Source organism: Streptomyces chiangmaiensis (assembly GCF_036281785.1).
Classification (GTDB): Bacteria; Actinomycetota; Actinomycetes; order Streptomycetales; family Streptomycetaceae; genus Streptomyces; species Streptomyces chiangmaiensis.
Genome location: NZ_JAYWVC010000098.1, coordinates 16,175 through 29,658, shown reverse-complemented (window position 1 = coordinate 29,658; position 13,484 = coordinate 16,175). Strand labels below are relative to the sequence as shown.

The window sequence follows — 13,484 nt, the reverse complement described above, 5'->3', positions numbered from 1 at the left end:
TCGGGTCGGCGCCCTCGCCCGGCTGTTGATCGGCGCGGGATGATGATCGATCGTGTTCCTGTGACTGGCTTGTTTGGGCGTGACGAACGCGTTCGCCATGCTGGGCCTGCTGCCGATGAGCGATCGTGCCAAGGACACGGACATCCTCGCAATGCGCCACCAACTGTCGGTTCTGGAGCGTCAACTCTGCAAGAAAAAGGCACGGTTCACAGCCGGCCATCGGCCGTTCCTGGCTGCCCTGCTGCACCGGCTACCACGCGTGCGGGGTGGTGACGGGGCGATGCGGGCGCAGCGTCTTCCCCGCGCTCAGCTGCCGCCGACCCGTACCGTCTCCACCCAGGACGGTGGCGGGTGAGCCCCTTCACCGATCAGTGCGGCGATCAGCCGGCAGGATGCGGGTTCCGCGGGCCACGGGGTCAGCCCGTCGGTGAGAACGACCACGATGCCAGGACGGTCGGGCCGTGCCAGTGCCGCGTCGATGCCCACCCGCATGTCGGTGCCGCCCCCGCCGGCCAGCGTGACCTCGTCCACCGAGGTCACCCGGGACACCGCCTGCACGTCGGCGTCGCAGGCCAGCACGGTGACGCGGTTGCCGCGCACCCCGACCTCACTGAGCACGCCGGTGATCTCTCCGAGGGCGGCGTCGAGTTCCTCCTTCCCCATCGAACCGGAGGTGTCGACGACCACGGCCACCCGGGGAAGCGGCCGGCGCAGGCTGGGAAGGACGACGCCGCGCAGTGCCGGGGTACGGCGCGACGGACGACGGTAGGTGTAGTCGACGGCCCCGCCTGCCCAGGCCGCCGCCTCGCGGACGGCTCCGGCGAGGACCTGCCTCCAGTCCACGGTGGGCTCCAGAACCTCCTCGGCCCAGCGCTGCCAGCCACCCGGGAGGGCGCCCCGGGCTCGCTGGTGGGCCCGCATCGCCTCGGCGGTGGTCCGGCGCAACGCCTCCGCCTCGACGGGGCCGAGCCGCGCGGGGCCGTCGCTCCCGTCGAGTTCCCACGGTGCCGGTGAGCCATGGGCGCCCGAGCCGCAGTCGAGCAACACGTCGTGGCTGTGCGGTATTTGAGTGAGGTATGCCTCGAACATGCCGCCCGTGGACAGGCCGAAGAGGCGTGGTTCCATCCGGCCGACGGGCAGCGGAAGGCCGTCCGCGATCAGGTCGTCGTTGATCTCACAGTCCTGTGCGACATTGAGCCGGCGAGCGTCCCGCTGGTCGCCCGCGGGCAGTCGGCCGGCACGGCCGTGGTGGTCACGCAGCAGATGGGCCACCTCGTGGATCCACACCGCGGCCAGTTCGGCGACCGGCGTGGTCTCGACGAACCCGGGCGAGACGTAACAGCGCCAGTGGCGGTCCACTCCCATGGTCGGGACCTGCGAACTCGGCACGACGGTAAGGGCGTACAACGCGGAGGCGAGGTACGGCCGGTCGGTCGCCGCCCGGTAGCGGGCGGCGAGCAGCTTGGTCATGTCGAGTCGGTCCGGGCCCTTGTGACGCTGCGTCATGTGCCGTGTCCTGGTGGCCGGGCCTGGTCAGTTGCCGCCGGGCAGCGCGCCGGACAGCTGCAGCAGGTCGACAAACGCGTCGATGCCGTCCGGCACACGCCAGTCGGTGTCCCGCAGCGCGGCCAGGTCGACCGCCGCGCGGGCGGCGACGTCGGGCACCCCTCGGTCGACGGCCTTGGCCAGGACGGCCCAGCCGGCCTCCCAGCGCTCGCGGGTGAGGTGGCTCTGGACCGCGGCGACCACCGCGATGAGGAAGGCGAGCTGACGATCCCCCCGTTCCGGCAGGGCAAAGGCGTCGGGGTTGGCCAGGACCCGGTCGGGATCCGGCAGGTCGAGGTTCTCGAGGTACGACAGAAACTCCATACCGGCCCCGTCCCCGACCGCTCCGGTGAGGGCGGCGGCCACCGCCTCGTGGCCGGCGCCGGTCGCGTACCCGGTGGCGAGCAGCTTCAGCGCCATCTCCCAGGTGCGCGGCGACGGCCAGGCGCGGCCGCGGGACTCCGCGTCGCCCGGCAGGTGGTGGACCAGGCCGGGCCGAGCGGTAAGGAAGCCGGAGACGGCCCCACGCGCCCGGGCGACGGCGCCCGGCACCTTGACGTGGTCGACGACCGGCACCGTGAACTGTGGCCAGGTGCCCGTCATCCCGCGGGCGACGGTGCGGGGGTCGTGCGTCCAGTGGAGGTGGACGAAGCGGTTGGCGAGTGGCGGGCTGAGGTGCCAGCCGTCGGCGGCGCTGGACGGCGGGTTGGCCGCGGCGACGATCCTGACCGGCTCGGGCAGGACCAGGCTGCCGACGCGGCGTTCGAGAACCACGCGCAGCAGGGCGGCCTGCACGGCCGGCGGGGCGGAGGACAGTTCGTCGAAGAAGAGCAGGCCACGTCCGGTACGACCGAGCCGTATCGCCCAGTCCGGCGGGGCCATCGGCACACCGGTGGTGGCCGGGTCGTCGCCCACGATCGGCAGACCGGCAAAGTCGGACGGCTCATGGACGCTGGCGATGACGGTCTCCAGCGGGCAGCCGAGCCCGGCGGCGAGCTGCTCGATACCTGCCGACTTGCCGATGCCGGGCTCACCCCACAGCAACACTGGCTGATTGGCCGTCACCGCCAGGGACAGCGCCTCCAGCTGAGGGCTGGCCGACGGTTCGCCACGGCGGGCGCGGAGGCGGGCGTTGAGGTCGTCCGCCGCGTCCAGGGGGCTGGTTGTCACTGGTTCTCGTCCTCCGGGCCCTCGTCCTCGTCCGCGTACTTGTCGCGATACTCGTCCCACCACTCGTTGCCGATCCCCGGGTGCTCGGCGCGGACCCGCTGGGCGAGGAAGTCCAGGTCGGTCCGCTTGTACCGCCGGATCGTCTGGGCGAGTGACAGATCCATCTCGCTGTAGGCGTCGGTCGGGGCGACGACGTCGATCCGAGCGCCGGCCGTAAGCAGTGCTTCCACCAGCGCCCGCGAACCGCCGTCCTGGACGACCGAGTACAGGGGCGTGCGGCCCTGCCTGTCCTTCGCCTCCAGGTCGAGGCCGGCCTTCAGGAGCCGGGGCAGCAACGCCTCGTGGTCCAGCAGGTGCAGCACATGCAGCAGCGTGCGCCCCCTCGCGTCGCGGACGAGCGGATCCATGCCCGCGTCCAGCAGGGTCAGGACGCTCGGGGTGTCGCCGTGCTCCACGCACAGGAACAGTTCCTGCCGCTGGACCCGCAGCGCCTTGGGCAGCCGTCCCTCGCCCGACCGCCACGCCTGCTGGACCGCGAAACAGCCGGTGACCGCGCCGCCGAAGGCTCGCATCGCCTGCTCCCGACGCTGCTCCTCCTCGGTGTGCGGCATGTCCAGCCGCCCTTCATGCATGGTCAGTTGATGCCAGGCGGCGTCCTGGCAGCGTACGCGGACGGACTGTGGGGCGTCGGGCCCGGGCGGACGGACTGGGCCTTCGCCGACGGGGAGTCGGGGGAACAGAGATGCGGCGACCAGGGGGTGCAGGTGACAGGGCTCCACTCCCCCGACGCGCAGCAGGTCGAGATCGGGCAGCCGCCGCCAGACGCCCTGGGCCAGGGCGCGCGTTCCCTCGGTGCCCGCGCGGCCTACCACCCGGGCTGCCAAGTCACCTCCCGGACACATGCGTTCAAAGAGTACGACGCTGCTCCAGTCGCCGGCCACCAGCCATCGTTCCTCACCGGTGCGGGCCGTGATGTGCCGGAGTTCACGGTCGAGGCCGGCCAGGTCGAGCGCCAGCCGCTCCATGATGGGAAGCGCTTCCCGCTCGTGCCACTTGCTGATTTTGACGGGGGTCAGGTCCAGTCCGATGCCTGCAGCGGCAAACCCGGCCTCGACGCCGCCCCGTTCGCGGAGCAACGTGATCCATTCGGTGCGGGCGGCGATGTCGTCGGGACCGGGGTCCTCGACCGGCAGCTCGGCCGGGTCGCGCAGGGTGCCGTCGGGGAGGAAGAAGGGTGCGCGGTCCGGACCGCCGCCGCAGCGCTCCCGGAGCTCGTGTGCGTACCGGGCGTCCCACAGGTGGCGGGCCACGGTCCAGTCCTCGATCCCGGAGCTCGAACGGTACGACCCGGTCCCGAGGCCGGGCTTCCCGAATCGGAGCGACACCCGCTGAGGCCCCTTGGTCATCGCGGGGGTGGTCAGGTGCAACTGCGCGTCGGCGGCGCCGTAACCGGCCAGGACCACGGTCCGCGCCGTGGCCAGCGTCGTCCGCCCGCCCAGCGCCCGGGGCAGATGCCAGCGGACCAGGTCGGGCACCAGGTGCCGCAGGTCCTCCTCGAGCCGGGCGGCGACCTGACCGCCGTGCGCACGGGAGATGTCCTCCAGGGTGAAGGTGACGTCCACCAGGCAGACGGCACAGGCTCCGGCCCAGTCACCGGCGCGGCGATGCTGCTCCGAGTGCTCGATCATCCACCGGGGCACGGCATAGCGCCGGATGCGCCGCCAGGACGACTGCTCGTCCCGGGGGAAGGCCGAGGGGACCGGGCGCGGGGTCACCGGTAGACGCTCCCAATCGCGCGCAGATCGGGGTGTGCGGCGGACGTAGGCCGCAGGCGGCGAGCGAAGGACCGCTTCACCTTGCGCGGCAGACCCGGCCCCAGCCCCACGTATTCCAGGCAGGACCGCTCCTCCACCGCGGACAGCAAGGTCTTGGCGCCTCGTCCGGTCAGGCCGGTGTGCCGCAGTTCCAGCCGACGCAGCGGGCTGCCGGGCAGGCCCGCGGCCAGGGCGTGAACGCCTGCGTCACCGGTCGTGTTGGCGGGTGCGCCAAGGCTCCGCTCGGACGGCGGACGGCCCAGGTCGAGCACCTCCATGCCGCCGAGAGCCCCCGCGAGTGCCTGCGTGCCGACGGGCCCGATGCCGTTTCCGCCCAGGCCGAGGCGGACCGGGCGACCGGGGTCGCCGGCGACCGCGGCAAGGACGGCGGCGCCCTCGTCGCCGAGGTGGTTGGCGGGCAGGTACAGCTCGCGGACCCCGGCGTCGCGGACGAGTGCGGCGAGCAGCGGCGCAGCCTCGGCGGTGAGCCCGTTGCCCCCGAGGAACAACCGCTCCAGGGGACGGGAGCGTCCCGTCAGGGCCTCCAGGAGGGCGCGCAGTCCGTCGGGGCCGACCCCGGTGTTGACCAGGTCGAGGGTGCGCAGCGTGGAGTTGGTGCGGAGCATCGCGGCCAAGGCGCGGACACCGTCGTCACCGGCCGGGTTGCGCTTGAGCCACAGGGCGTGGACCGTTTCGTCCGAGGCCAGCGCCTCAGCGAGGGCCGTGACGCCGTCGGGACCGATCCGGTTGCAGCCGAGGTAAAGCGTGCGCAACCCGTGCCCGGGCACGAGTGCGCCGCCGACGGTACGGGCGCCGCGGTCCCCGATGGCGTTCGTGCCCAGAAGCAGGTGAACGGCGTGCGGCGAAGCGGCGACAACGGGTAGCAGCCTGGTGACGCCGGCCGCCCCAAGTCCCTGCTTGCACAGATCGATACGCCCGTCTGCGCGCACAGTGCCGAGCGGAAACGTCTCGTCCGCGGCGACGGGGAGCGGCGACTCCAGCCGGACGAGGAGCTGATCGAGTCGCACCGGATCGGCGAGCGGAATGTCCGGATGCTCAACAGCAGGGCAGCGTACGGGTGTCGGCTGCGTCATCACCACTCCACCGGTCCGTCCTGGCCGACGCCCCGGTACGGGGCGGACGGCGGTATCGCAAGGGTGGCAAGGCCGGTCGGATTCGAACCGACGTCCTCCAGCTCGCAGCTCGGGCGCGACGACCTCTGCGCTACGGCCTTGCCACTCGTGAGCATAACGGCTGTCGCAGACATGTTCGATCACGGGGCCGCCCCCGAACGTCGATACCCTCGCCGCGGTCTCGGCATCGGTCAGGATTGTGGCGTAGCGGTGACCCTTGCACAGGGCGAACTCGTCGATGCCCAGCACCTGCGGGACCGGTCGGGCAGGCAGCGCGATGCGCATCAGGCAGTTCAGCACGCTCGCCCAGGTCAGCACGTAGTGCAGCACGCTCGCAGTCGTGCTCCGGCCGATCCGGCCCGTGCCACGGCGACCGCGTCGACCACCTTCTGCAGGGCGGGAGTGCGGCGCTGGTAACGCCGGGGCAGCCCCGGAACCTGCTCGACGAAGGTGACCTTCTCGCAGGCTGGTTCTCGCAAGTACCAGCGGCGCACCGATGAGTCGATCGCGACCGCGCGGCCCGCCACCGCCTCGTCCGCGACATGCCACACATAACGCGAATGCACCCAGTCCGACGCCTGGCCGCACTCCGGACCCAGACAGGCCAGTCGCAACAGCACGATCGATCATGTTGCCGCGCCCATCGCCAACCGTGCCATAGCGCCATCTCGAGCGGCCACCACCACGAACCCGTGCACCGTGCACACCGGCTCCCACCAGGGCGGATGAGGTTTTCGACAAGGGCAGGGTCGCGGTGGATGCCCTTCCGGAGCCGATGTTCTACCCGTCGGCCCAGGTACTGGCCGCGTAGCGTGTCGAGCCGGCCGCGCCGAACGGGACCCACGCATACCCGCTGCCCGTTCGGTAGGGCAACAGGGGCTCTGTCACTTCGACAGAGCCCCGAGCCCCAGGGTTTAGCCCTGGTTTTGCGTGATCCAGACTGCCGTGTTCGGGGGCAGCTTGTGGCCGTCGAGGGGGTTGCTCGCCAGCAACACCGTGGTGTCAGCGGGAAGTTGCCAGAGCGCCGTGGAGAGGTTGAACGCGCAGATGACCGGTCCGCGGGTGAAGGCGAGGACGTCCGGCGGGGTGTCCAGCCAGGCCATCGGGCCGTCGCCGAGGGTGGGGAGCTCGCGGCGGAGGCGGAGGGCCTCACGGTACAGCTCCAGCATCGACTCGGGTTCGCCGGTCTGGGCGTCGACGGTGAGCAGGTCCCACTCCTTGGGCTGCGGCAGCCAGGGGTCGGCCTCCTCGGGGCTGAAGCCGAACGGCGGGTGGACGCCGGACCAGGGCAGCGGGACGCGGCAGCCGTCACGGCCCCGGACGGTGTGGCCGGAACGTTCCCAGGTGGGATCCTGGAGCACGGATTCGGGCAGGTCCTCGACCTCCCACAGGCCGAGTTCCTCGCCCTGGTAGATGTATGCACCGCCGGGCAGTGCCAGCATCAGCAGCGCGGCGGCACGGGCGCGCCGAGTGCCGAGTTCGAGGTCGGTCGGCAGCCCCTGGTCGAGCTTCGGGCCACGGACGCCCGTGTACTCGCGGCCGTAGCGGGTGACGGGACGCGCCTGGTCGTGGTTGCCGAGCACCCAGGTGGCCGGCGCGTCAACCGTCGCCATCGCGGCCGAGGTCGAGTCGATGACGGACCGCAGCGGGCCCGGCTCCAGCGGGCCCTTGAGGAAGTTGAAGTTGAAAGCGGTGTGCAGCTCGTCCGGCCGCAGGTAGTCCGAGTGGCGGTGTACGGGGACCACCGCCTCGGCGACGAATATCTTCGGCTCCGGGTAGCTGTCCGCGATGGCGCGCCAGCGGCGGAAGATCTCGTGCAGGCCGTCGCCGTCCCAGTGCGGATGACGTTCCCGCACCGGGCTGTCGAGGTCCTCGGATGCGAACTCGCCGCGCCCGAGGTCCGGCATCTCCGGATCCTTGACCATGCCGTGGGCGACGTCGATCCGGAAGCCGTCGATGCCGAGGTCGAACCAGAAGCGGAGGATGTCATCGAACTCGTCGCGGACCTCCGGGTTCTCCCAGTTGAGGTCAGGCTGCTCGGGAGCGAACAAGTGCAGGTACCACTGGCCGTCGGGCACGCGATGCCAGGCGGGGCCGCCGAAGACGGCGTGCCAATCATTGGGCGGGAGTTCGCCGCCTGCGCCCTTGCCTTCGCGGAAGTGGAAACGCTCCCGGGCGGGCGAGCCGGGTTCGGCGGCCAACGCTTCCTGGAACCAGGGATGTTCGGCGGAGGTGTGGTTTGGGACGATGTCGAGGATGATCCGCAGATTGAGGGCGTGGGCCTCGTCTATCAGCGCCCGCGCCTCGTCCATGGCGCCGAAGACCGGCTCGATGTCACGGTAGTCCGACACGTCGTAGCCGGCGTCCGCCATCGGCGAGGGGTACCAGGGGTTGATCCACAGTGCGTCGATGCCGAGTTGGGCCAGATACGGCAGTCGGGCGCGCAGACCGGCGAGGTCGCCGATGCCGTCGCCGTCCCCATCGGCGAAGCTCCGGATGTAGACCTGGTAGATGACCGCTGACCGCCACCAGTCGTAGGCATCAGCGGGCGGATCGGTGACAAGCGTCTTGCTGGGGTTGAGCACGGCTATCGGTCCCCTATGGTGTGGTCACGGATTCCGCGGCAGTAGTCAGGGCGGCCACCAACGGGCTGTCGAATGGCAGTTGGGGATCAAGGTAGCCGAGTAGCCTGCGGACGGCTTCGGGCAGCGGTCCCTGAGCGAGCGGTACGACCTCGGCCGCACGGGCATCCTGGACGGGCGCACCGGCGCCGCGCAGATGGCCGATCCAGGCGGCCAGGATGCGGATCGCTCCCTGCGGCATGGCCCCGCGGGCACGTTCGAGACGAAGCACCGGCAGAACGCGCACCGGCAGCTTCTGCGAGCCGTCGGCCGCGATCTGGGCCAGCAGATGGCGGATACACGGGTTGGCGAACCGCCCCAGCAGCGCCTCCCGATAATCTGCCAAGTCGCGCGTTGGCAGCGGAAGATGGGAAGACGCCTCCGACCACCACTGGTCCAGCCACTCGCGGCAGCAAGGGTCGGCGACGGCCTCGGCGACGGTGGTGTGGCCAAGTGCGCTGCCCGCGTAGGCAAGCAGTGAGTGCGCGCCGTTGAGCAGCCACAACTTGCGCTGCTCGTACGGGATGATGTCGTCGACGAAGCGGGCGCCAACGTCCTCCCAGCGGGGGCGGCCGGCGGGGAAGTCGCCGCTGAGTACCCACTCGCTGAACGGTTCGGTCACCACCGGTGCGGCGTCGATACGGCCGGTGGCTTCGCCAACGGCCTCGCGGTCCTGGTCGGTGGTGGCGGGGGTAATCCGGTCGACCATGCAGGTGACGAAAGAGGCTTGCTGGTCGACGAGTTCGGTCAGCCCGGTGTGTTCGGCCAGGTCGTGGACGGCCTGGCGGATGACCTCGCCGTTGCCCGGCAGATTGTCGCAGGGGACGATCGCGAGTGGCGGACAGCCCGCCGCCTGACGTGCGGCCAGCCCGGCGAGCAGCCGACCGGCAGCGGTGGACGCCGGGCCGGTGGGCGACTTGCGCAGCGTCTCGATGTCGGCCTGGACGTCCGGCCGGGAGACGTCGAGGCCGCCGCCGGGGAGTGAGGTGTACCCGGCCTCGGTCACGGTCATGGTGACGACGGCGAGTTCGGGCCGCTGCCAGTAGCTCAGCCACGCCTCGTGGTCTCCGCCCGGGTGGACGGCGGCGAGGCTGGAGACCACGCTGTTGCGGTCGCCCCTGGCCCCCCGGGTGACCAGCGTATAAAGGCCGTCCTGAGCCCACAGGGCGTCAGCGAGCCCCGGGCGTCGACCCGTGAACGCTGCAATGCCCCAGTGGTTGGCGTCCGGCGCGCGGTCGGTGTACCAGGCCTGGTGCGCGCGGAAGAAGTTGCCGAGTCCCAGGTGCAGCAGGCGGATCGGGGCTTGCGGGCGGCCGTCGCCGGCCGCCCGCGAGAGGGAAGTGCTCACAGCCGGAAGGCCCTTCGGGGATTGACGTTGACCAGCTCGATCGCGGTCTCCAGCGCCTCGTCCTCGTCGAGGCGGTGTTCGGCGACCAGCTCGGCCAGTACACCGCTGTCGAGGCGACGGGACATGTCGTGGCGCGCTGGGATCGAGCAGAACGCCCGGGTGTCGTCGATGAATCCGGAGGTCCGGGAGAAGCCGACGGTCTCGGTGACGGCCTTGCGGTAGCGGCGGATGGCGTCGGGGGCGTCGAGGAACCACCACGGCGCGCCCGCGTAGACGGCCGGGTAGAAGCCGGCGAGCGGGGCGATCTCCCGGGAGAACGCCGTCTCGTCCAGCGTGAACAAGATGAGGTGCAGGTTGGGGTGGGTGCCGTAGCGCTCGAGGAGCGGGCGCAGCGCGTCGGTGAACTCGGCGCGGACGGGGATGTCGTGGCCGGTGTCGGCGCCGAAGCGGGTGAAGGTAGGGGTGTGGTGGTTGCGGCGGACCGCGGGGTGGAGGGTCATCACCAAGCCGTCCTCGCAGGACATCCGGGCCATCTCCAGCATCATGTGGCGTCGGTACGCGGTGGTCTCGGCCTCCGTCGCCTCCCCCGCCAGGGCGGCGCGGTGGATGCGCGCGGCTTCGGCCGAGGACAGCGGGTCGGTGCGCACGTCCAGGTGGCTGTGGTCGGTGGAGACGGCGCCATGGGCGATGAAGTAGCGGCGGCGCTCCTCCAGCGCCTCGACGTATCCGCGGTGTTCGGCGGTGTCGATGCCGGTGGTGTCAGCGAGCAGGGCCAGGGCCTTGGCCCAACCCTCCTGGCCGGCCTCGAGATAGCGGTCGGGGCGAAAGGTGGGGATGACCCGGCCGGTCCAGGCGGGGTCGGCGGCGAGGGCGCGGTGTGCGGAGAAGTCGTCGCAGGGGTCGTCGGTGGTGGCGAGTACGTCGATGTTGAAGCGGCGGAACAGGGCGCGCGGCCGGAACTCGTCCCGGCTCAGGCGGTCCGTGATCTGGTCGTACAGCTCGTCGGCGTTCTCCGCGCTCGGGCGTTCGGTGACGCCGAAGATCTCGGCCAGTTCGGACTCGAACCAGTAGCGGACCGGAGTGCCGCGGAACAGCGCCCAGTTGGCGCACAGCTGCCGCCAGACCGCACGTGCATCGGCCTCCGCCAGCGGGCCGCGACCGACGCCGAGATCCTCCAACGGTACGCCGCTGGCGTGCAGCAGCCGGGTGACGTAGTGGTCCGGCGTGATCAGCAGGGACGCCGGATCGGTGAACGGCTCATTGTCCAGCAGCAGTCGGGGATCGACGTGGCCGTGCGGCGAGACGATCGGCAGATCGCGCACGGCCTCGTACAGCCGGCGGGCGATAGCGCGGACCCCCGGGTCGGGGGGAAGGAGTCGGTCTGGGTGCGGCTCAAACGGCATAGCCGGATTCTGCGAGCGCCCCACCCATCGTGGCAATCGGTTGCCATCAATTGCCCTCCAGTCTTGCGACCTGCACCGAGCAGGGTCATCGTGCACACATGAGTGAGCGAAACCTGCATATCGGCGGACCCGAAGTCGTACTCGACGACGATCAGGTAACGGAGTTCATCGCGAAGCGGCTCGCGGACGTCGACCTCGACGGGCGCAGCGTATGCGTGGTCGTTCCCGACGGCACCCGCAGCTGCCCGCTGCCGCTGCTGCTGTCGGCGGTCCACGGCGCCCTGACCGGCCGTGTGACGCGGCTGACCGTACTGATCGCCCTGGGAACGCACGCGCCCATGGGCGAGCAAGAGTTGGCCGCCCATCTAGGCTACCAGGAAGGGGAGTTGGAGGAGCGCTATCCCGGCATGAGCGTGCTCAACCACGAGTGGTGGGAGCCGGAGGCCTTCGCCTCGCTCGGGACCATCTCGGCCGACCGGGTGGCCGAGCTCTCCGACAGGCTGCTGCGCCAGGAGGTGGACGTCCGGCTGAACCGCGCGGTGGTGGAGCACGACGCCGTGCTGGTGGTGGGCCCGGTCTTCCCACATGAGGTGGTCGGATTCTCCGGCGGCAACAAGTACTTCTTCCCGGGCGTCGCCGGTGCGGACATCATCGATCTGTCGCACTGGCTGGGCGCGCTGATCACCAGTGCCGAGATCATCGGCACCCGTGGCATCACGCCCGTGCGTGCACTGATCAACGAGGCAGCGGCGCTGATTCCCACTCAGCGGCTGGCGCTGTGCGTGGTGGCCCAGTCGGGTACAGGTGCCCTGCACGCCGTCACCTTCGGAACTCCGGAGGAGGCCTGGGAGGCGGCGGCCGAGGTGTCGGCCGAGACCCATGTCCGCTACCTCGACGCGCCGGTGTGGCGGGTGCTGTCCATCATGCCCTCCAAGTACGAGGACATCTGGACGGCCGCCAAGGGCTTCTACAAGCTGGAGCCGGTGGTCGCGGACGGCGGTGAGGTCGTGCTCTACGCCCCGCACGTACGCCGGATCTCCGAGATGCACCCGGAGATCGAGCAGATCGGCTACCACTGCCGTGACTACTTCACCAAGCAGTGGGACAAGTTCAAGCATCTGCACTGGGGAGTGCTAGCACACTCCACCCACCTGCGGGGAGCCGGGACCTGGGACGAGGAGCACGGCGAGCGCTGCCGGGTCACCGTCACCCTCGCCACCGGCATTCCGGAGGACGTGGTGCGCGCCGCCAACCTCAACTACCTGGATCCCTCCGAGGTAGACGTCGAGGCGTTCCGCGCCGACCCGGACACGTTCGTCGTCCCGGAGGCCGGCGAGGTCCTCTTCCGACTGCGCTGAGCGGTCGACGCCCGCACCACCAGCCGGGTCGGAAGCACCAGCGGCCGGCCGGTGCGGTCCCGCGCGCCGCCCAGTATGGCGAGCAGTCCGCGTACCGCGTTCTCGCCGAGCGCGCGCAGCGGCGCCGCGACGGTGGTCAGCCCGGGCGACACCAGTTCGGCGGTGAAGGTGTTGTCGAAGCCGAGCACACTCACGTCCTGCGGCACCCGGATCCCGCGCGCCTGGAGGCCGCGGATCAGCCCGACCGCCACCTGGTCGTTATAGGCGACCAGAGCGGTCGCACTCCCCACCTCGAAGCCCTCTGCCGCCTGGGCACCCCCGGCGATCGTGGGCGCGGAGCGGCCCATCCGATGGACCTTGAGGCCGAGCTCGGCGGTGGCCTCGCGCAGTGAGCGCCACCGCATTCCATCGGTCCAGGACGCCTCCGGACCAGCCAGATAGCTCACGCTGCGGTGCCCGAGCTGCGCCAGATGCTCGGCGGCCAGCCGCATCCCGTGCGCGGTGTCGGTGACCACACTCGGCACATCGGCGACATGACGGTTGAGCACCACCACCGGCCGCTGCTTGGCGACCATCCGGATCGCCGAGTCGGAGGTGCGGGAGCTGGCCAGGATGACGCCCTCGACGGTCGGCAGCGCCCGCTCCAGGGCCTCGCGCTCGAGCCGGTCGGACTCCTGGGCGTCCACCAGGACGACGATGTAGCCGGCCGCCGCCGCGGCGGTCTGGGCGCCTCGGATGATCTCCACGTAGAACGGGTTGCCGATGTCGGAGATCACCAGCGCGATCATGGAGGTACGGCCGGTGGGCAGCGCTCGGGCCAGCGGGTTGACCCGGTACCCGAGATCGGCGGCCACCTGCCGGATGCGCTCTGCCGTCTCGGCGTTCACCCGACCCGGGCGGGAGAAGGCCCGCGAGACGGTCGAGGGCGCGACTCCGGCGGCGCGTGCCACGTCGTAGATCGTCGGCGACCGTCGCCAGCCCTCGTCCGGCAGGTCCTCGTTGATCGCATCCATCTGGCATCTTCCTCGCGTTTCTTGCAGCTCCCCCGAACTCGGCTGACCCATTGCAGCAGCGGGCGACAACACATGGCAA

At 70.9% G+C, this 13,484-nt stretch carries 10 protein-coding genes and 1 tRNA gene; 1 reads left to right on the top strand and 10 read right to left on the bottom strand.

The annotated features are described in order from the left end of the window. Nucleotides 1-306 precede the first annotated feature (306 nt). The 9 genes from VXC91_RS25100 to uxaC all read right to left on the bottom strand — a co-directional run bounded on the left by VXC91_RS25100 (nt 307) and on the right by uxaC (nt 11,034). Nucleotides 307-1,506 carry a vWA domain-containing protein gene (locus VXC91_RS25100; protein WP_329509596.1) on the bottom strand — a complete coding sequence of 400 codons (1,200 nt, stop codon included), beginning with the start codon at nt 1,504-1,506 and terminating at the stop codon, nt 307-309. 27 nt (nt 1,507-1,533) lie between these two features. Further along, nucleotides 1,534-2,715, bottom strand: a complete 1,182-nt coding sequence (locus VXC91_RS25095) for an AAA family ATPase (protein ID WP_329509595.1) — start codon at nt 2,713-2,715, stop codon at nt 1,534-1,536. Further along, nucleotides 2,712-4,490, bottom strand: a complete 1,779-nt coding sequence (locus VXC91_RS25090) for an ankyrin repeat domain-containing protein (protein ID WP_329509594.1) — start codon at nt 4,488-4,490, stop codon at nt 2,712-2,714. Before VXC91_RS25090 ends, VXC91_RS25095 begins: the two co-directional genes overlap by 4 nt. Next, the gene (locus VXC91_RS25085; RefSeq protein ID WP_329509593.1) at nt 4,487-5,623 is read right to left on the bottom strand and encodes a leucine-rich repeat domain-containing protein; all 1,137 of its coding nucleotides are present in this window, start codon (nt 5,621-5,623) and stop codon (nt 4,487-4,489) included. The genes VXC91_RS25090 and VXC91_RS25085 overlap by 4 nt, the downstream gene beginning before the upstream one ends. 64 nt (nt 5,624-5,687) lie before the next feature. Continuing rightward, nucleotides 5,688-5,763 (bottom strand) — tRNA-Arg (locus tag VXC91_RS25080). Between the two features lie 210 nt (nt 5,764-5,973). Further along, complete coding sequence (locus tag VXC91_RS25075) at nt 5,974-6,282, bottom strand: hypothetical protein (RefSeq protein ID WP_329509592.1); 309 nt, start codon at nt 6,280-6,282, stop codon at nt 5,974-5,976. 294 nt (nt 6,283-6,576) lie between these two features. Further along, the gene (locus VXC91_RS25070; protein ID WP_329509591.1) at nt 6,577-8,247 is read right to left on the bottom strand and encodes a glycoside hydrolase family 13 protein; all 1,671 of its coding nucleotides are present in this window, start codon (nt 8,245-8,247) and stop codon (nt 6,577-6,579) included. A gap of 13 nt (nt 8,248-8,260) precedes the next feature. Further along, a complete protein-coding gene (locus VXC91_RS25065) occupies nt 8,261-9,631 on the bottom strand; it encodes a mannitol dehydrogenase family protein (protein WP_329509590.1) in 1,371 nt (456 codons plus the stop codon). Next, complete coding sequence (uxaC, locus tag VXC91_RS25060; protein ID WP_329509589.1) at nt 9,628-11,034, bottom strand: glucuronate isomerase; 1,407 nt, start codon at nt 11,032-11,034, stop codon at nt 9,628-9,630. The genes VXC91_RS25065 and uxaC overlap by 4 nt, the downstream gene beginning before the upstream one ends. A 98-nt stretch (nt 11,035-11,132) precedes the next feature. Here uxaC and VXC91_RS25055 point away from each other — a divergent pair, with 98 nt between their 5' ends. Continuing rightward, on the top strand, nt 11,133-12,392 hold the full coding sequence (locus tag VXC91_RS25055) for a lactate racemase domain-containing protein (RefSeq protein WP_329509588.1): 1,260 nt from the start codon (nt 11,133-11,135) through the stop codon (nt 12,390-12,392). On the opposite strand, the gene VXC91_RS25050 is transcribed toward VXC91_RS25055, so the two are convergent. Beyond that, entirely contained in the window at nt 12,293-13,405 is a 1,113-nt protein-coding gene (locus VXC91_RS25050; protein WP_329509587.1) for a LacI family DNA-binding transcriptional regulator, read from the bottom strand. The two genes, VXC91_RS25055 and VXC91_RS25050, sit on opposite strands and share 100 nt — an antisense overlap. Nucleotides 13,406-13,484: the final 79 nt, after the last annotated feature.